Below are 18,256 nucleotides of genomic sequence, written 5' to 3' on the forward strand. Positions count from 1 at the left end.
GGTGCGCCGTCCGTCACAGCTCGGCTGCAGTCACGCCCCGAAATCGCCCGAACCGAGAGGCCTGTCGGTCCCGGCTCGTACACTCACCTGCGTGGATACGACCCTTCAGGACCCTCTGGTCGGGCAGGTGCTCGACGGGCGCTACCGCGTGGACGCGCGGATCGCGGTCGGCGGGATGGCCACGGTCTACCGGGCCGTGGACACCCGCCTCGACCGCGTGCTCGCGCTGAAGGTGATGCACCCCGCGCTCGCCGCCGACGTCTCCTTCGTCGACCGGTTCATCCGGGAGGCCAAGTCGGTCGCCCGGCTGGCCCACCCGAACGTGGTGCAGGTCTTCGACCAGGGCGCCGACGGGTCGTACGTCTATCTCGCCATGGAGTACGTCGCCGGCTGCACCCTGCGCGACGTGCTGCGCGAGCGCGGGGCGCTGCAGCCGCGCGCCGCCCTGGACATCCTGGAGCCGGTCCTGGCCGCGCTCGGCGCCGCGCACCGCGCGGGGTTCGTGCACCGCGACATGAAGCCGGAGAACGTGCTCATAGGGGACGACGGCCGGGTCAAGGTCGCCGACTTCGGGCTCGTCCGTTCCGTGGACACGGTCACCAGCACCACCGGCGCCGTCCTCGGCACCGTCTCCTACCTCGCGCCGGAACAGATCGAGCGCGGTACCGCCGACCCCCGGGTCGACGTGTACGCGTGCGGTGTCGTCCTGTACGAGATGCTGACCGGCGAGCGCCCGCACTACGGCGACTCCCCCGCCACCGTCCTCTACAAGCACATCCACGAGGACGTCCCGCCGCCCTCGGCCGTCGTGCCGGGTCTGGCGTACGAGCTGGACGAGCTGGTCGCCTCGGCCACCGCCCGCACCCCCGAACTGCGCCCCTACGACGCGGTGGCGCTGCTCGCGCACGCCCGCGAGACGCGCGCCGCGCTCCGCGAGGACCAGCTCGACGCGATCCCGCCGCAGGCGCTCGCGGCGGACCGGGGCATCGCCGAGGACCGTACGAGCGTCATCCCGCGCTCGCTGACCGTGCCGCGCCTGCTGCCGGTCAACGAGGACGAGGATCAGCGGGACGTGCACCGCACCAGCGTGCTGGCCTCTCCCCCGCCGCTGCCGCCCCGGCGGCGCACGGGCGGCGGAGTCCGGCGCGGGCCGCTCGCGCTCGTCGTCGCGGTCCTGCTGGTGCTCGGCGTCGGCGCGGGCGTCTGGTACATCAACTCCGGCCAGTTCACCAAGGTCCCGGCGGTGCTGGCGAAGACGCAGGCCCAGGCGAGCAAGCAGCTGGACGACGCCGGCCTGGACCTCGGGTCGGTCAAGCACGCCTACAGCGACACGGTGAAGCGCGGCAGGGTCATCAGCACGGACCCCGTGCCCGGCACCCGGATCCGCGACAACGCCTCGGTGTCCCTGACCGTCTCCGACGGCCCGGAGATCGTGCCGGTGCCCGCGCTGAAGGGCTTCGTCCTCGCCAAGGCGAAGGCCCTGCTGAAGACGGACGGCCTCGAACCGGGCATGGTCACCCGGGAGTTCGACGACGACGTCCCCAAGGGCTTCGTGATCTCCACGGACCCGGCGGAGGGCACCGAGCGGCACGCCGGCTCGGCGATCGCGCTGACCGTCAGCAAGGGCAGCGCGGTGGACGTCCCGGACGTCACCGGCGAGGACCTGGAGGACGCGAAGGCCGACCTGGAGGACGCGGGCCTGAAGGTGAAGGTCGCCGCCGAGCAGGTCAACTCCGAGTACGACAAGGGCCAGGTCGCCGCGCAGACGCCGGAGGCCGACAGCCAGGCCGGCGAGGGCGACACGGTGACGCTGACGATCTCCAAGGGCCCGGAGCAGGTCGAGGTCCCGGACGTCACCGGTGACAGCGTCGACGACGCGAAGCAGGCTCTGGAGGACGCCGGGTTCCAGGTCGACGAGGACCGCGGACTGCTCGGCCTGTTCGGCGACACCGTCAAGAGCCAGTCCGTGGAGGGCGGGGAGACGGCGCCCAAGGGGTCGACGATCACCATCGAGATCCGCTGACCGTCGCGGGCGGCCCGGCGCCGGACAAGGGCCGCCCGCCCCAGGACGCGGTGCCGGAACGGGTCGTACCGCATGACACCCTGGACCGGTGAAGAGCCCGTTCCCCTCCCGCAACCCCGTCGGCGGTCATGTGCCCGTGGCCGGCGGTCTGAACTCCGTGGGGCTGTCCTACGCCCGTGAGTTGCAGGCCGAGACCGTGCAGGTCTTCGTCGCCAACCCGCGCGGCTGGGCCACTCCGGCCGGCAGCCCGCGCCAGGACGAGGAGTTCCGCGCGGCCTGCGAGGCCGAGTCGATCCCGGCGTACGTCCATGCCCCGTATCTGATCAACTTCGGCTCGCACACCGAGGCCACCGTCGAGAAGTCGGTGGAGTCGCTGCGGCACTCGCTGCGGCGCGGGCGGGAGATCGGGGCGCTCGGCGTGGTCGTGCACACGGGCAGCGCGACCGGCGGCCGGGAGCGGTCCGTGGCCCTGCGGCAGGTGCGCGAGCACATGCTGCCGCTGCTCGACGAACTCACCCACGACGACGACCCGTTCCTGCTGCTGGAGTCGACGGCCGGGCAGGGTTTCTCGCTGTGCTCGCGGACCTGGGACTTCGGGCCGTACTTCGAGGCGCTGGACGCCCATCCGAAGCTGGGCGTCTGCCTGGACACGTGCCACATCTTCGCGGCCGGGCACGACCTGACGGGGCCGAGCGGTATGCACCAGACCCTCGATCTGCTGGTGGACTCCGTCGGTGAGGGCCGGCTCAAGCTCATCCACGCCAACGACTCCAAGGACGTCGTGGGCGCGCACAAGGACCGGCACGAGAACATCGGCTCCGGCCACATCGGCGAGGACCCGTTCCGGGCACTGATGACCCACCCCGCGACCGAGGGTGTCCCGCTGGTCATCGAGACGCCCGGCGGCAAGGAGGGGCACGCGGCGGACGTGGAGCGGCTGAAGAAACTCCGGGACGCGTAATCGGCGCAGCCTGTTGGGGAATACCCCCTGGGGGTATACGGTTCCTGCGTGAGGCAGGAACCGCTACCTGGCATTGGGGGCACCCATGGATCACGAGGCGCACGCACACCACGACCAGCACCACGACGAGCACCACGGCCACGACCAGCACGAACACGGGCATCAGCACCAGCAGACCGGCGCCGCCAGTTGGCAGACCGCCGTCCAGGCCACCCTCCACTGCCTCACCGGCTGCGCCATCGGCGAGGTGCTCGGCATGGTCATCGGCACGGCGTTCGGCTGGGGCAACCTGCCGACCACCGTCCTCGCGATCGTCCTGGCGTTCTTCTTCGGCTACTCGCTCACCCTGCGCGGAGTGCTGAAGGCGGGCCTCGGCCTCCGTGCCGCGTTCCGGGTGGCACTGGCCGCCGACACCCTGTCCATCGCCGTCATGGAGCTGATCGACAACGGCGTGATCGTGCTGTGGCCGGACGCGATGGACGCGGAGCTGGCCGACGCGCTGTTCTGGGTCTCGCTGGCACTGTCCCTGGTGATCGCCTTCGTGGTCACCGTGCCGGTCAACAAGTGGATGATCGGCCGGGGCAAGGGCCACGCGGTGGTGCACCAGTACCACCACTGACCACGTCGAGGACGCCGGGCGTCAGACCTCCGGGCCGTCCTCCGGCTCCTCCTGGTAGGAGTACCGCTGCTCCCGCCACGGGTCGCCGATGTTGTGGTAGCCGCGTTCCTCCCAGAAGCCCCGGCGGTCGGCGGTCATGTACTCCACGCCGCGGACCCATTTGGGCCCCTTCCATGCGTACAGATGGGGGACGACCAGCCGCAGCGGGAAGCCGTGCTCCGCGGTCAGCAGCTCGCCGTCCTTGTGGGTGGCGAAGATCGTGCTCTCGGCGGCGAAGTCCGCGAGGCGGAGGTTGGAGCTGAAGCCGTACTCCGCCCAGACCATCACATGGGTGACCGTCGGCGCGGGCGGGGCGATCTCCAGGATCGCCCGGGCGGGAATGCCGCCCCACTCGGCGCCGAGCATGCTGAACTTCGTGACGCAGTGCAGGTCGCCCACGACGGTGTCGTACGGCAGCGCGGAGAACTCCTCGTGGTTCCAGCAGCGCTTCTCGCCGTCCGCGGTGGCGCCGAAGACCCGGAACTCCCAGCGCTCGGGCCGGAACTTGGGGACCGGGCCGTAATGGGTGACCGGCCAGCCGCGTTGCAGTCGCTGACCCGGTGGGAGCTCGGAGTAGGCCGCTTCGCCACTTCCCCGCTGCACCGACTGACCCATGCCCTCCATCCTGACAGACCGGAGACGGTGCATCGGACCAGCATCCGCTCAATCCGCCCGAAATCGGACTAAGCATGCCCTTACTTACTAAGTGAAGACTTACTGGACGATCTTCCGTGCGCGGTGCAAGGATGCGGCGCAACCCGCCACTTCCCCTTGTTTTGGAAGGAGCCTCTGCGATGCAGGGCGACCCCGAGGTCCTCGAGTTCCTGAACGAGCAGCTCACCGGTGAGCTGACCGCGATCAACCAGTACTGGCTGCACTACCGCATCCAGGACAACAACGGCTGGACCAAGCTCGCCAAGTACACGCGTGAAGAGTCCATCGACGAGATGAAGCACGCGGACAAGATCACCGAGCGCATCCTGATGCTCGACGGTCTGCCGAACTACCAGCGGCTGTTCCACGTCCGGGTCGGTCAGACGGTCACCGAGATGTTCCAGGCGGACCGGCAGGTGGAGGTCGAGGCGATCGACCGCCTCAAGCGCGGGATCGAGGTGATGCGCACGAAGGGCGACATCACGTCCGCGAACATCTTCGAGGACATCCTCGAGGACGAGGAGCACCACATCGACTACCTCGACACCCAGCTCCAGCTGATCGAGCAGCTCGGTGAGGCGCTCTACATCGCGCAGCAGATCGAGCAGCCCAGCTGAGACCCGCCCGGACCCGGGCCGCGCCCTGCGGACCTAGGCCGCGTCCTCCAGCTCGGCCCGCGCGGCCAACGCCGTCGCGGCCAGTCCGGTGAGCATCGGCTCGCCCTGGTCGGCCGGCTCGCGGCGCGGACAGGCGCCCCGACCCAGCAGTGCCTGGATGCGGCGTACGCACGACCCGCAGTCGGTGCCCGCCTTGCAGGCCGACGCTATCTGCCGGGGGGTGCAGGCACCGCCCTCCGCGTGCTTCGCGACCTGCGCCTCGGTCACACCGAAGCAGTTGCAGACGTACACGCGGGTCACCTCCCGGGCGGGGATCGAAGGAGTCGTGCCATCCCGACAATCGGTGAGGCTAACCTAACCTTACCCGCCGCGCGAGTGCCGCAAAAGTGCCGTGGGGCGGGGATCGTATGTGATCCCCGCCCCACGGCACACTGCTGTAACAGGCGAAACGGCTACTGGTCCCTGTACATCTCGGCGACGAGGAAGGCCAGGTCAAGCGACTGGCTGCGGTTGAGCCGGGGGTCGCAGGCCGTCTCGTAGCGCTGGTGGAGGTCGTCGACGAAGATCTCGTCGCCGCCGCCCACGCACTCGGTGACGTCGTCACCGGTGAGCTCGACGTGGATGCCGCCCGGGTGGGTGCCGAGGCCCTTGTGGACCTCGAAGAAGCCCTTCACCTCGTCGAGCACGTCGTCGAAGCGGCGGGTCTTGTGACCGGAGGCCGCCTCGTACGTGTTGCCGTGCATCGGGTCGGTGATCCAGGCGACGGTCGCGCCGGACGCGGTGACCTTCTCGACCAGCTCGGGCAGCTTGTCGCGGACCTTGTCCGCGCCCATCCTCACGATGAAGGTGAGCCGGCCGGGCTCCCGGTCCGGGTCGAGGCGCTCGATGTACTGCAGCGCGTCCTCGGCCGTCGTCGTCGGGCCCAGCTTGATGCCGATCGGGTTGCGGATCCGCGAGGCGAACTCGATGTGCGCGCCGTCCAGCTGACGGGTGCGCTCACCGACCCACACCATGTGGCCGGAGACGTCGTACAGCTGCCCGGTGCGGGAGTCGACCCTGGTCAGGGCGGACTCGTAGTCGAGCAGCAGCGCCTCGTGCGAGGAGTAGAACTCGACGGTCTTGAACTCCTCCGGGTCCGTGCCGCAGGCCCGCATGAAGTTCAGCGCGCTGTCGATCTCGCGCGCGAGCTGCTCGTAGCGCTGCCCGGACGGAGAGGACTTCACGAAGTCCTGGTTCCAGGCGTGCACCTGGCGCAGGTCCGCGTAGCCGCCGGTGGTGAACGCGCGGACCAGGTTGAGCGTCGAGGCGGAGGCGTTGTACATCCGCTTCAGGCGCTCGGGGTCCGGGATGCGGGACTTCTCGTCGAAGGCGAAGCCGTTGACCGAGTCACCGCGGTACGTGGGCAGCGTCACGCCGTTACGGGTCTCGGTGCCCTTGGAGCGCGGCTTGGAGTACTGGCCGGCGATGCGCCCGACCTTGACCACCGGCACCGAGGCGGCGTACGTCAGCACGGCGCCCATCTGGAGCAGGGTCTTGAGTTTGTTGCGGATGTGGTCGGCGGACACCGCGTCGAAGGCCTCGGCGCAGTCGCCGCCCTGGAGGAGGAACGCCTCTCCCTTGGCGACGGCAGCCAACCGGGCGCGCAGCTGATCGCACTCGCCCGCGAAGACGAGCGGCGGATACGACTCGAGGTCCGCGATCACTGCGCGCAGAGCCTCGGTGTCGGGGTACTCGGGCTGCTGCGCCGCGGGCAGATCTCGCCAGGTGTTGCCAGCGCTCGCGCTGGTCTTAGCGTTCACGGTCACGTCGTAAACATTACGCGGTCGTGTCGGGCGCCCCTTCCCCTGCTCATCAATTGAGACATGTTCCGCTCGTCCGTCACCTCGCTTCTTCCCTCGCTTCTTCCCTCGCTTCTTCCCTCACTTCGCGGATCACTCCTCGAAGCGCACCCGGAGCCTGGGACGCCCCTGTTCGTCCGTGTACGGCTCCACTCCGGTGGCCGCCCGCTCGCCGCTCTCCATGGCGGTGGCGATGTCGCCGGCGAAGGTCATGGCGACCGTCGCCGGGAGCACCGAGATGTTCTCCACGTCCTCCTCGCCGCCGAGGGCGACGGAGGGGACGTAGACCCAGTGGCTGCCCGGCGCGATCGGGCCGAGATGGTCGACCGCCTCGACGACGAGGTCGTCGTAGGGCTCCTTGGCGTTGCGCAGCAGTTCGTCGGCGAGGAACGCCTCGAAGCTCGGGGCGATGATCTCGGGGCGCAGCAGGACGCCCTCCAGGAAGTGGACCTCGGGGGCCAGGCCGCCGCCGGGGAGACGGCGGTAGGCGTAGGAGTCGCCGAAGGCGGTCTCCCCGAAGATCACGAACGGGTCGAGCCGGTCGTCCCAGGCGAACCGCCAGGTCTCGGGCGCGTTCCATACCGCGAGGTCGAGCGCGGGCTCCTCGCGGCCGATGCCGAGGAGGCGGAAGGCGCCGTGGTGCACGGTGAACCCGTTGAGCCGGAGCAGGAGTTCACGGTGGGCGGCGGGGAAGTGCTCGGCGGGCGTGCCCGTCGCCGCCGACCGGTCGGGCCGGGGCCCGACGTGGTCGGCGAGCGACGGGAGTTCCTCGGCGTGCGGCATCACAGTGGCGGTCCTCCGTTGACCGTGAATCCTCGGAGCAGTACTCCGACCCGGGGGCCCAGTACACCACCCGCGATGCTGTTGGACTTGCCCGGCATGTCGAGCCAGCCGGCGGGCGGTTGGCCGGTGCCGGAGACCGCCGAGTCGGGCACGTGTCCGGCCTGGCCGGTGTACGGGCTGCCGGCGCGGGCGGCGCGCAGGCGCTCGGCGCGGGCGGCCGCTCTGGAGGAGGCCCCGAGCGGGGTGCCCTTGGTCGGCTGGATGACCTTGGGACCGTTCTTGGCCAGCCATTCGTTGGTGCGCTTGGCGTACTCGTGGATGGCGTCGATCTCGGCCTGGGTGGTCGCCTTGGTGAGCGGGATGTCGACGACATTGCCCTTGGGCGCGCCGCGTCCGGCCAGCGACTTGATCCCGTCGGCCGCCGCCTTGCCCAGCTCGGCGACCCTGCTGCCGGCCCGGGAGTTGGCGATGGCCCGTCCGGCGGTGGCGGCCTTGCCGGTGATGGCGGAGGCGGCCTTGGAGCTGCCGGACGCGACGGCCTTGCCGACGGCCGTCTTGGCGATGGCGCCCACGACCTTCGGCGCGACGGCCGCGACGCCCTTGCCGATGGCCCCGCCCAGGACACCCGCGGCGGCACCGACACCGACCCGGGTGGCGAACCCGCCGAGCGAGAAGTCGGTCTTGCCCTCGGCGACGTCGACCCCGTATCCGGCGGCGGCGCCCGCGGCCCCGGCCACGGCTCCGGCGACCAGCAGACAGCCCACGCCGGTCGAGCAGAGCGCGCCGACCGCGATGCCGACGCCGATGCCGACGGCGACGTCCGCGATCAGGCCCTTGTTCTCCTTGGCCCAGTCCCAGGCCGCGGAGGCACCTTCCTTGACGGAGTTCCAGACGCCGGACAGGGACCACAGGCCGGTCGGGTCGATATAGACGATCGGGTTGTTGCTGCCGTAGGCGTAGGGGTTGAGGGACTGGGTGGAGGAGCTGTCCACGGCCGGGTCGGTGGAGATGAAGCGGCCGAGGTCGGCGTCGTAGTAGCGGGCGCCCAGGGCGTTGAGGCCGGTCGTGGGGTCCTTGACCTTGCCGAGGAAGCCGTGGTCGGACGGTGGTGGCGCGGAGCCGGCGCGGATCTCGCCGTACGGGTTGTAGTACGTCCTGGTCGCGAGCGAGGTGCCCGCGAGGACCGAGACCTGGGCCGAGCCCTGGATGTCGTTGAGCTGCCAGGTCAGCAGTCCGGTCGGCTGGCGGACGGCGACGGTGATGCCGTCCTCCGTGTAGAGGCGGGTGCCCTTGCCGATGCCGAGGACGACGGTGATCTCCTGGCCCTCGATGTAGAGGGTGGCGACACCGCCGGGTGCGATCCGTGCCATGCGGGTGCCGTCGGGGGCGTAGACGAAGTCGGTCTTCTCCAGGAGGGCCTTGGTGACCTGGGTGAGTTCCTGGTTCGCGTTCCACTCGTACGACGTCGGGACCAGGCCCTCGGTCTTCTTCTTGAGGGCGCCGTTCTCGTCGTACGCGTAGTGGCTCGCGCCCTGGCTGGTCACCGCGTGCGGGTGGTCGGGGTCGTCGTACTCGTAGGTGTCGGTGTCCAGGAGGCTGCGCTGCGAGGCGATGTTGCCGTCGGCGGTGTAGGTCCAGGACTGGTTGAAGCCGGCCGGGCCGTCGTGGGTGAGCTTGGAGTCGGCGTCCGAGCAGTCGGTCTCGTACGTCGTCCAGGCGTGCCCGAGGCGGGCCAGGTCGTCGTAGCCGTAGCAGGTGGCGACGTCCTTGTGGCCGGTGGTGTCGGTGACCGAGGTGAGGTTGCCGGCCTGGTCCCAGGCGTAGGTGTCGTCCTGCCGCGCCTCCTGGTCGCCGGTGAGTCCGGTGGTCAGGGTCTGGACGCGGGACAGGCGCTGGGTGTCGCTCTCGTAGGCGTACGCGCGCCGCAGGTCGTGGTGCGGGTTGGCGTAGTCGCGGGAGGCCAGCTTGCCGTCGGCGGCGAAGCCGGTGCCCGAGACGTACGGGACGGTGACGTCCTTGCCGGTCAGCGGGTCGGTCTGGACGCCGGTGAGGGTGTCCGGGTTGCCGAGGGCGTCGTAGCCGGTGGTGATCTTCTCCTTCGGGGCGCCGATGACCGCGTTCTCGTACTCGACGCTGACGGTGTGGTCGGCGTCGTCGTAGCCGTAGTCGACGCTGTACGACGACTTGTGCAGGGCGCCGCCGAGGCCGGCCGGGAAGGTCCAGGTGCGGCCGGTGGCGCGGCCCCGCTCGTCGTAGCCGTCGACGGCGATCGTGTAGTCCTCGCCGTCGCGGTGGGTGGTCATCGAGGCGGGCTGGCCGACGCCGTTGGCGATGCCGGTGGAGTCGTAGCTCCAGGTGGCGGTCTTCTCGCCGGAGCCGGAGGCACCGTCCCAGCGGGCGACCGGGCGGTCGAGGGCGTCGTAGTCGGTGGACAGGGTCGGGGTGGCGCCGCCGGCGGCGAGCGCCTCGGCGTCCCAGACCGCGGTGGCGTTGCCGTTGGCGTCGTACGCGGTACGGGACTTGCCCGCGTCGGCGTCGTCGCCGGAGACCCGGCGGCCGAGCAGGTCGTAGGTGCTGGACGAGGTGTGTCCCGCGGGGTCGGTGACCGTGGCGACCTGGTCGGCCGGGGTGTAGGTGTAGGTGGTCGTCTGCTTGGGGTCGGCGCCCTCCTGCTGGCGGATCTGCCGGCTGCGGGCGTCGGTCCACACGGTGGTGACGGTGCCGCCGGCGGGCGGGGTGGAGCGGACGTGGTCGCCGTAGTAGACGACGCTGGTCGCCCACAGCTCCCGCCCGTCGCCGTAGCGCGCGGAGCGGATGACCCGGCTCATCGAGTCGTACGTGCGCCGGGTCTCGTCGACCTGGTCGGCGGGGACGGTGAGCAGCGCGTCGCCCGGCGCGCCCGCGGCGACCACCGGGAGCGACTCGGCCGCGATGTCGCCGATGTCGTCGTACCGGGTGTCGATGACGACGGTCTTCCTGTCGTCGTCGGTGGAGGCGGGCGAGACCTCCTGGCTCTGCCGGTCGCGGCCGAGCGAGTCCAGGTACTTCCAGTTGGTCAAGTAGGTGTTCCCGGACTGGAGTTGACGGGTCGTCACCAGCGGTGGCCGTCGGTGTTCCTGGTCCAGGGCGTACGCGAAGGTCTGCGCGGGCGGGTCGTCGGCGGCCTGGTCGGCCTCGTGCACGGAGACGAGCCGGCCGAGCTGGTCGTAGGCGTTGGTCTGGGTGTTGCCGTTGGAGTCCTTGACGGCGACCGGGAGTTGGCGGTCGGCGTCGAGGGTGGTCGTCTCGGCCTGGCCGAGCGCGTTGGTCTCGGTGACCGTGGCCGGGCGGCCGGTGGCCGGGGCGTAGACGGTGCGGTCGGTGTTCCCGCGCCCGTCGGTCTCGGTGAGCGTGCGCCCGTAGGCGTCGAAGGTCGCCGAGGTGGCGGACGTGTCGCCGACCGCGTCGGGCCCGCTCGCGGTGACCGCGGCGACCGACCGGGTCAGGTCGCCCTCGGTGACCGCCCCGCCGAGTTCGCCGGAGCCGTCGTAGTACTGGTCCTTGCCGTTGATCAGCGCCTTCGGCTCCGCGCAGGTGCCCGAGTAGGCGCGGACGCGGTAGGGGAAGGCGAGCATCCAGCCGTCGAGGGTGGCGGCCGAGCGGTCGTACGACGTCTTCGTGCACCGCACGTCGTCCCCGGCCGTGTCGACCACCTCGGTGGCCTGGCCGTAGGTGTCGTACGTGGTCCTCAGACTCGTCGTACGGGTGGAGCGCTGGCCCGCGTCGGCGGTGACCGTCTCGCGGGTCACCGCGTCGTTCTCCACGACGAAGTGGGCGTCCTTCTCAGGGTCGGTCTCGCCCTCCTTGGCCGGGGTGGTGTGCGCGGAGGTGTAGCCGTGCAGGGTGCCGCCGAGCTCGTAGGCGATGGCGCCGGAGCCGTCCACCTGGAACTGCCGGCTCTCGCGCTCCTTGCCCCGTAGATACGGCAGGTCCTTCAGCACGGTGCCCTGCGAGTCGGTGACCTCGACGGACTTGGTCGAGCCGTCGGCCTTGGAGTCGCCGTCCATCCCCCGGAAGTGCAGGGTGCGGGTGATCTGGGCGGCGCGGCTGGAGCTCTCGCCCCGGTAGCCGGGGTCGGTCATCTTGGCGACGTCGACGCTGCCGTAGCCGCGCCAGTCGCTCCAGGAGCGGCGCTCGGCCTTGGTGACCGGGTCGTCGTCGTGGTGCCAGGCGGGGGTGCCCCGGTAGCGGTACTCGGTGGTCTGCGGGGGTGAACCGCCGCCGTTGTCACGGACGGTGACCTTGGTGGTGAGGTACTTGTGCCAGACGCCGAAGCCGGAGGACTCGCCGTTGGCGCGCCAACCCGGGAAGCAGTCCTGGGTGTTGGAGTCGTAGCGGCCCTCGGGCAGGTCGTCGACCGGGCACGGGTCGGGCTGTCCGTAGGTGACGTCGACCTGCCGGCCCAGTTCGTCGACGAACTGCGTGATGCGCAGCTTGCGCATCACGGGGGCGCCCGCCGCCGGGTCGGCGTCGGCGCGGTTGGCGTACTCCTTGCCGGTGAACTCCACGGCGGGCAGCTTGAGTTCGCCGTCCCCGGCGAGACCGGTCTGCTGAACCTTGGCCAGCCACAGCATGGCGCTGGTGCCGTCGGAGGGCTCGGGATAGTCGTAGGTGAAGTCGAGCCGGTCCACGTCCGTCCAGCCGCCGTCGGCGTTCGACCGCTGGGCGGTGACGCCGCGCAGCAGGCTGTCGGTGAAGAACGTCGGCGACTTCTGCTCCTCGCCCGTGCAATCACCGCTCGCGCACAGGGAGTCGAGGGGAGCGTCGGGATACGAGCTCGCGTGGTCGGCGTCGAAGGCAGGGCAGTCGCCGCTGCCGTCGGCGGCCTCGACACAGCGCAGGCCGGTGGTGAAGTGCAGCCGGGCGGGGGCCTGTTGGTCCTCGGCGCCGGAGCGCTGCGAGTAGACGATGTCCTTGAGGTGACCGCCGCGGACGTACGAAGTCGACTTGTCCGGGTCGCCGTTGCGGGCGTACCGGTTGGACTCCTGTGTGTAGAAGTACGTGTTGGAGTTGCCGTGCGCGTCCACGACACCGTCGAGGTTCCAGCGCCAGGCCTGTGTGCAGTACGAGTCCTCGACATCACCCTTGTGGCAGGGCTCGCCCTCGTCGTCGCCGAAGACCGGGACGGTGTAGACGGAGTCGGTGGCGGTGCCGGTGGTGGCCTGCTTGCCTCGGCCGAAGGTGTACCGGGTGCCCTGCGGGGTGGTCACCACCCAGTACTCGCCGTCGTTGTCGCCGTTCTCGGCACCGGTCCTGTGCTGGATCCGCCAGCCCGGGTCCTCCTGCGCGCGCCAGCTGTCGCCGCCCGCGGCCGTGTCCTTGACCAGCGAGGACGAGGTGCCCTGGAGGGAGATGCGGTACTCGTCGCCCGCCCAGCACAGGTCGCCGGTGTCACCGCCGTCGTCGGCGCAGCCGTTGTAGCGGCGCTCGATGTAGGGCAGGGCGAGGTCCCAGCCCTGGCCCACCCAGGAGGGCTGGTTGTTCTCGGCGGCGACCATGCCGTCGACGGCCTGCGAGGAGTAGCCGAGGTTGATGTCGGGTGCGTCGCCCGCGATCGCGGGGACCTGCGGCAGCGGCAACGACCAGGAGAAGTCACCGGAGTTGAGGCCGACCTGCCACTTGCTGGACGAGGAGAGGGTGGTCGCGGTGGCCGAACCCGTCTCGCCGTTCGGGGCGGCGGCGACCACGAAGACCGTGTCCGGGTCGGCGGCCACCTCGGCGGAGAGGGTGTGGGTGGTCAGGTCGATCCGGCTCTTGACCGGCGCGCTCCGCTCGCACCCTGCGGCCCGGGGCGTGGTCAGCGCGCACGCGGGCTTGGCGACCAGTCGCAGCCGGGTCTCGAAGTCGGCGCCGAAGGCCTGACGGAAGCCGGTGGTGTCGACGCGGACGCCGACCCGGTCGGTCGGCTCGGCCGCCTTGAGGGTGAACGCCGTTGCGTGGCCGCCGAGTTGGCGGGCCTTGGTGTTGTCGTACGCCCGGACGTCGACCGTGTCGGGGGCGGCGGAGCGGGTGCGGGGCGCGGTGACCGAGACGGCGGTGTCGGCGGCGCGGACCGGCTCGGTCCTCACCGGGACGGTCTCCGCGCCGGGCTCGGGCCAGACGACACGCGCGGGCTCGGCGGCGGCGAGGGGTCTGCCCTGGGCGTCGACCGGTCTGGTGTCGAGCGGGGCGCCGGCCCGCTGTTCGGTGCGGTCGATGCTGGTCACGGACTTCTCGGCGTCGGCGACCGAGACGGCTTTCACGGGCGTGGACGCGGCCTGGGCGAGGGCCGGTTGGATGCCTGATAACCCCATGGCCATGACGACCGCAGTGACGCATGACATGCGGAAGCGATTCATGTGTCCCCCTTCACACGGTGAGCCTCCAGCGTCACCGCAGATCATGAGCACGTCAATGAACGGGCTGAGTGGCTCCTGTGAAGGTGGTGGGGTGGTGTAGGGTTCCGCGCATGCTCGCGCACTCGATCCAGAACTGGTGGTGGACCGCTCATCCGGCGGCCCACTGACTGCGCGTACGCAAGACTTCGCGAAGGCCGCCCGAGGGCGGCCTTCGGCGTTTCCGGGGTCGTTCCTCACCGACAGATGGCAGAGGAACCATGGACCTGACCCGACTGCTGCACGACGACCGCCCGTTCGCCCTGCTGCGCCGCCGCACACCGGGCCACGACGAGAACACCGTGGAGGTGTTCCTCGGCCCGGTCGCCACGTACGAACGCCTCGCCGACCTCCCCGACGAGGGCCTCGCCCTGATCCCGTTCCGCCAGATCCGGGAACGCGGCTTCGACGTCCGCGACGACGGCACACCCCTGGCGGTCCTGACCCCCGAGGAGTCGTACGGGATCCCGCTCGCCGACGCCCTGACCCGGCTCCCGGCGCACGACGTCCGCGTCGAGGACGGCGGCTTCGACGTGGCCGACGAGGAGTACGCCGGGATCGTCGGGCGTGTGCTGCACGAGGAGATCGGCAGCGGCGAGGGCGCGAACTTCGTGATCCGGCGGACGTACGAGGGCGTGATCCCGGGGTTCGGCCGGGCCGACGCGCTCGCGCTGTTCCGGCGGCTCCTCGAGGGCGAGCGGGGCGCGTACTGGACGTTCGTCGTGCACACCGGGGACCGCACGCTGGTCGGCGCGAGCCCCGAGGTGCATGTGCGGATGTCCGGCGGCACGGTCGTGATGAACCCGATCAGCGGCACCTACCGCTATCCCGCCGAAGGACCCACCCCCGAGCACCTGCTCGGCTTCCTCGCCGACGGCAAGGAGATCGAGGAGCTGTCGATGGTCGTCGACGAGGAGCTCAAGATGATGTGCACCGTCGGCGACATGGGCGGGGTCGTGATCGGACCGCGGCTGAAGGAGATGGCCCATCTCGCGCACACGGAGTACGAGTTGCGCGGCAAGTCGTCCCTGGACGCGCGGGAGGTGCTGAAGGAGACCATGTTCGCGGCGACCGTCACCGGGTCGCCGGTGCAGAACGCCTGCCGGGTCATCGAACGGCACGAGGTCGGGGGGCGCGGCTACTACGCCGGCGCGCTGGCCCTGCTCGGCCGGGACTCCGGCGGGGCCCAGACCCTCGACTCGCCCATCCTCATCCGCACGGCCGACATCTCCGCCGACGGACGCCTGCGCGTCCCGGTCGGCGCGACCCTCGTGCGCGGTTCGGACCCGGCGAGCGAGGTCGCGGAGACCCACGCGAAGGCGGCGGGGGTGCTGGCGGCCCTGGGCGTACGTCCGGCACGGCCGCGCGAGGAGCACGCGCGCGTGAGTCTCGCCGAGGATCCACGCGTGCGTGCCGCGCTCGACGGGCGCCGGGCCTCCCTCGCGCCGTTCTGGCTGCGGATGCAGGAGCGGACGGACGCCCTGGCGGGACACGCCCTGGTCGTCGACGGCGAGGACACCTTCACGGCGATGCTCGCGCACGTGCTGCGCTCCGGCGGCCTCGACGTCACCGTCCGGCGGTACGACGAGCCGGGACTGCGGGAGGCGGTGCTCGCGCACGAGGGTCCGGTCGTCCTCGGCCCCGGTCCCGGCGACCCCTCCGACACGGCCGACCCCAAGATGCGGTTCCTGCGCGAGCTGACCGCCCGGGTCCTGCGGGACCACCGGCACGGCGTGCTCGGCGTCTGCCTCGGGCACGAGCTGATCGCGGCCGAGCTGGGCCTGGAGATCGTACGGAAGGAAGTCCCGTACCAGGGCGCGCAGACAGCGATCGACCTGTTCGGACGGAGCGAGACCGTCGGCTTCTACAACAGCTTCGTGGCGCGCTGCGACGACGAGGAGCTGACCGAGCTCGCCGCGCACGGGATCGAGGTGAGCCGGGCCGCCAACGGTGAGGTGCACGCGCTGCGGGCCCCTGGTTTCGCAGGTGTGCAGTTCCATCCTGAGTCGGTGCTGACGCTCAACGGGGCTGCGGTGGTGCGGGAGTTGATCGGTCAGCTGCGCGGCACGAGGACGTTCTCGGAGCGGCGGCCGGCCGTGTAGTCGAGGACGTTGCGGACGGTGGCCTCGATGATCTGACCGACGGCGTCCTCGGTGTAGTACGCCTGGTGGGAGGTGACCAGGACGTTCGGGAAGGTGACCAGGCGGACCAGGGTGTCGTCGTCGACGGCCTCCAGGGACCGGTCGAGGAAGAACAGGCCCGCCTCCGCCTCGTAGACGTCGAGTCCTACGCCCGTGAAGCGGCCCTCGCGCAGTTCGGCGACGAGGGCCGCGGTGTCGATCAGGCCGCCGCGGCTGGAGTTGATGAGGATCGCGTCGTCCTTCATCGCCTTCAGGGCGTCGGCGTCGATGAGCCGCTGGGTCTCCGGCAGGAGCGGGACGTGCAGGGTGATCAGGTCGGACTCGGCGAGCAGTCGCTCCTTGGGGACGTACTTCATGCCGAGCCGAACGCACTCCGGGTTCTCGGCGACGTCCCAGCCGAGCAGGTCCATGCCGAAGCCGTGGGCGATCCGGGCGAACGCCTCGCCGATCTTGCCGGTGCCGAGGACGCCGGCGGTCCGGCCGTGCATGTCCCGGCCCATCAGCCCGTCCAGCCGGAAGTCGAAGTCACGCGTGCGCGTGGCGGCCCGGACGATCCGGCGGTTGACGGCCATGGCGAGGGCCCAGGCGAACTCGGCGACGGAGTACGGCGAGTAGTACGAGACGCGGGCGACCGTGATGCCGAGGCGTTCGGCGACGTCCAGGTCGATGTTGTTGAAGCCGGTGGAGCGCTGGGCGATCATCCGGGTACCGCCGGCCGCGAGGGTTTCCAGGACACGGGGGTTCAGGTCGGCGTTGACGCTGGTGGAGATGATCTCGTGGCCCGTGGCGATCGGGGCGGTGTCCTCGTCGAGGAAGACGCTCAGACAGCGGACCTCCTGGTGACCGGCGAACGCGCTCTCGATCAGCGGCCGCTCGTCGGCCTGGACACCGAAGGCAAGGACCTCCACGACCGCTCCCGTTCCGGTGGGTTATGGGCACGACATTCCGAATATTTCGAATATATGGCCCATAACCCACCCGTGCCGGTCAGCGGGAGCCGGTCGGAAGCCCACAGGGAGCCCGCCGGAGGAAGAGGTCAGCCGAAGAAGACCCCCACCTCCTCGTACAGCGCCGGATCCACCGTCTTCAGCTTGGCCGTGGCCTCCGCGATCGGGACGCGGACGATGTCCGTGCCGCGCAGGGCGACCATCTTGCCGAAGTCGCCGTCGTGGACGGCGTCGATGGCGTGCAGGCCGAAGCGGGTGGCGAGCCAGCGGTCGAAGGCGCTGGGCGTGCCGCCGCGCTGGATGTGCCCGAGGACGGTGGTGCGGGCCTCGTGGCCGGTGCGCTTCTCGATCTCCTTGGCCAGCCACTCGCCGACCCCGGAGAGCCGGACGTGCCCGAAGGAGTCCAGCGTCCCGTCCTTGAGCACCATGTCGCCGTCCTTGGGCATCGCGCCCTCGGCGACGACCACGATCGGGGCGTACGTGGCCTGGAAGCGGGAGGTGATCCAGGCGCACACCTGGTCGACGTCGAAGCGCTGTTCCGGGATGAGGATGACGTTGGCACCGCCGGCCAGGCCGGAGTGGATCGCTATCCAGCCCGCGTGGCGGCCCATCACCTCGCAGACCAAAACGCGCATATGGGACTCGGCGGTGGTGTGCAGGCGGTCGATGGCCTCGGTGGCGATGCCGACCGCGGTGTCGAAGCCGAAGGTGTAGTCGGTGGCGGAGAGGTCGTTGTCGATGGTCTTGGGTACGCCCACACAGGGCACGCCGTGGTCGTCGGACAGTTTCGCGGCGACGCCGAGGGTGTCCTCGCCGCCGATCACGATGAGCGCCTCGACCTCCTGCTCGGCCAGGTTCTCCTGGACCCGGCGGATGCCGTCCTCCTGCTTCAGCGGGTTGGTGCGGGAGGAGCCGAGGATGGTGCCGCCGCGGGGCAGGATGCCGCGCACGGCGGGGATGTCGAGACGCACGCTGTCGTTCTCCAGTGGACCGCGCCAGCCGTCCCGGAAGCCGACGAAGTCATAGCCGTACTCCTGCACGCCCTTGCGGACGATGCCCCGGATGACGGCGTTGAGCCCGGGGCAGTCGCCGCCTCCGGTCAGTACTCCGACGCGCATGGAAGATTCCCTTCGCCGCAGTTTCCTGTGACAGCCACGCTAATGGTGATCCAGGTCACAGCGGGATGGGTGGGAAGGTCAATTCCACTGAAGCGTCGGTCTG

General features: G+C 70.6%; 13 protein-coding genes. 6 read left to right on the top strand and 7 right to left on the bottom strand.

The features are described 5' to 3' along the window. Positions 1–91: 91 nt before the first annotated feature. From pknB to ACIP6U_RS38690, 3 genes are all read left to right on the top strand, one after another. Complete coding sequence (gene pknB / locus ACIP6U_RS38680) at positions 92–2,023, top strand: Stk1 family PASTA domain-containing Ser/Thr kinase (RefSeq protein WP_401727395.1); 1,932 nt, start codon at positions 92–94, stop codon at positions 2,021–2,023. An 88-nt stretch (positions 2,024–2,111) separates the two neighbouring features. Further along, the gene (locus tag ACIP6U_RS38685) at positions 2,112–2,984 is read left to right on the top strand and encodes a deoxyribonuclease IV (protein ID WP_401727396.1); all 873 of its coding nucleotides are present in this window, start codon (positions 2,112–2,114) and stop codon (positions 2,982–2,984) included. Positions 2,985–3,069: 85 nt separating this feature from the next. Next, positions 3,070–3,603: a DUF4396 domain-containing protein gene (locus ACIP6U_RS38690; protein ID WP_401727397.1), complete on the top strand. Its 534-nt coding sequence runs from the start codon at positions 3,070–3,072 to the stop codon at positions 3,601–3,603. Between the two features lie 21 nt (positions 3,604–3,624). On the opposite strand, the gene ACIP6U_RS38695 is transcribed toward ACIP6U_RS38690, so the two are convergent. Continuing rightward, entirely contained in the window at positions 3,625–4,257 is a 633-nt protein-coding gene (locus ACIP6U_RS38695; RefSeq protein WP_401727398.1) for a sulfite oxidase-like oxidoreductase, read from the bottom strand. A gap of 179 nt (positions 4,258–4,436) precedes the next feature. Here ACIP6U_RS38695 and bfr point away from each other — a divergent pair, with 179 nt between their 5' ends. After that, entirely contained in the window at positions 4,437–4,913 is a 477-nt protein-coding gene (gene bfr, locus ACIP6U_RS38700) for a bacterioferritin (protein ID WP_019062355.1), read from the top strand. 33 nt (positions 4,914–4,946) lie between these two features. Here bfr and ACIP6U_RS38705 read toward each other — a convergent pair whose 3' ends face one another. From ACIP6U_RS38705 to ACIP6U_RS38720, 4 genes are all read right to left on the bottom strand, one after another. After that, positions 4,947–5,213, bottom strand: coding sequence for a bacterioferritin-associated ferredoxin (locus ACIP6U_RS38705; protein WP_401727399.1), 267 nt, complete (start codon positions 5,211–5,213; stop codon positions 4,947–4,949). 152 nt (positions 5,214–5,365) lie between these two features. Then, entirely contained in the window at positions 5,366–6,718 is a 1,353-nt protein-coding gene (locus ACIP6U_RS38710; RefSeq protein WP_401727400.1) for a class II 3-deoxy-7-phosphoheptulonate synthase, read from the bottom strand. Positions 6,719–6,844: 126 nt separating this feature from the next. Beyond that, positions 6,845–7,534, bottom strand: a complete 690-nt coding sequence (locus tag ACIP6U_RS38715; protein ID WP_401727402.1) for a T6SS immunity protein Tdi1 domain-containing protein — start codon at positions 7,532–7,534, stop codon at positions 6,845–6,847. After that, positions 7,534–13,911 carry an RHS repeat-associated core domain-containing protein gene (locus ACIP6U_RS38720; protein WP_401727403.1) on the bottom strand — a complete coding sequence of 2,126 codons (6,378 nt, stop codon included), beginning with the start codon at positions 13,909–13,911 and terminating at the stop codon, positions 7,534–7,536. Before ACIP6U_RS38720 ends, ACIP6U_RS38715 begins: the two co-directional genes overlap by 1 nt. Positions 13,912–14,021: 110 nt before the next feature. Here ACIP6U_RS38720 and ACIP6U_RS38725 point away from each other — a divergent pair, with 110 nt between their 5' ends. Both ACIP6U_RS38725 and ACIP6U_RS38730 read left to right on the top strand, forming a co-directional pair. After that, the gene (locus tag ACIP6U_RS38725) at positions 14,022–14,078 is read left to right on the top strand and encodes a trp operon leader peptide (RefSeq protein WP_356123226.1); all 57 of its coding nucleotides are present in this window, start codon (positions 14,022–14,024) and stop codon (positions 14,076–14,078) included. Between the two features lie 90 nt (positions 14,079–14,168). Beyond that, a complete protein-coding gene (locus ACIP6U_RS38730; protein WP_401727404.1) occupies positions 14,169–16,049 on the top strand; it encodes an anthranilate synthase family protein in 1,881 nt (626 codons plus the stop codon). On the opposite strand, the gene ACIP6U_RS38735 is transcribed toward ACIP6U_RS38730, so the two are convergent. Together ACIP6U_RS38735 and ACIP6U_RS38740 are read right to left on the bottom strand one after the other, a co-directional pair. Beyond that, positions 16,001–16,996, bottom strand: a complete 996-nt coding sequence (locus ACIP6U_RS38735; RefSeq protein ID WP_401727405.1) for a 2-hydroxyacid dehydrogenase — start codon at positions 16,994–16,996, stop codon at positions 16,001–16,003. The genes ACIP6U_RS38730 and ACIP6U_RS38735 overlap by 49 nt on opposite strands. A 128-nt stretch (positions 16,997–17,124) precedes the next feature. Next, positions 17,125–18,153: a 6-phosphofructokinase gene (locus ACIP6U_RS38740; RefSeq protein ID WP_401727406.1), complete on the bottom strand. Its 1,029-nt coding sequence runs from the start codon at positions 18,151–18,153 to the stop codon at positions 17,125–17,127. Between the last annotated feature and the right edge of the window lie 103 nt (positions 18,154–18,256).

The organism is Streptomyces sp. NPDC088794 (assembly GCF_044750545.1).
GTDB lineage: Bacteria > Actinomycetota > Actinomycetes > Streptomycetales > Streptomycetaceae > Streptomyces.

What these genes read in the sequence shown, in the direction of transcription:
- ACIP6U_RS38690 (WP_401727397.1), top strand. Translation starts at nt 3,070, where the DNA reads ATGGATCACGAGGCGCACGCACACCACGACCAGCACCACGACGAGCAC.
- ACIP6U_RS38695 (WP_401727398.1), bottom strand. Translation starts at nt 4,257, where the DNA reads ATGGGTCAGTCGGTGCAGCGGGGAAGTGGCGAAGCGGCCTACTCCGAG.
- bfr (WP_019062355.1), top strand. Translation starts at nt 4,437, where the DNA reads ATGCAGGGCGACCCCGAGGTCCTCGAGTTCCTGAACGAGCAGCTCACC.
- ACIP6U_RS38715 (WP_401727402.1), bottom strand. Translation starts at nt 7,534, where the DNA reads ATGCCGCACGCCGAGGAACTCCCGTCGCTCGCCGACCACGTCGGGCCC.
- ACIP6U_RS38720 (WP_401727403.1), bottom strand. Translation starts at nt 13,911, where the DNA reads ATGAATCGCTTCCGCATGTCATGCGTCACTGCGGTCGTCATGGCCATG.
- ACIP6U_RS38730 (WP_401727404.1), top strand. Translation starts at nt 14,169, where the DNA reads ATGGACCTGACCCGACTGCTGCACGACGACCGCCCGTTCGCCCTGCTG.
- ACIP6U_RS38740 (WP_401727406.1), bottom strand. Translation starts at nt 18,153, where the DNA reads ATGCGCGTCGGAGTACTGACCGGAGGCGGCGACTGCCCCGGGCTCAAC.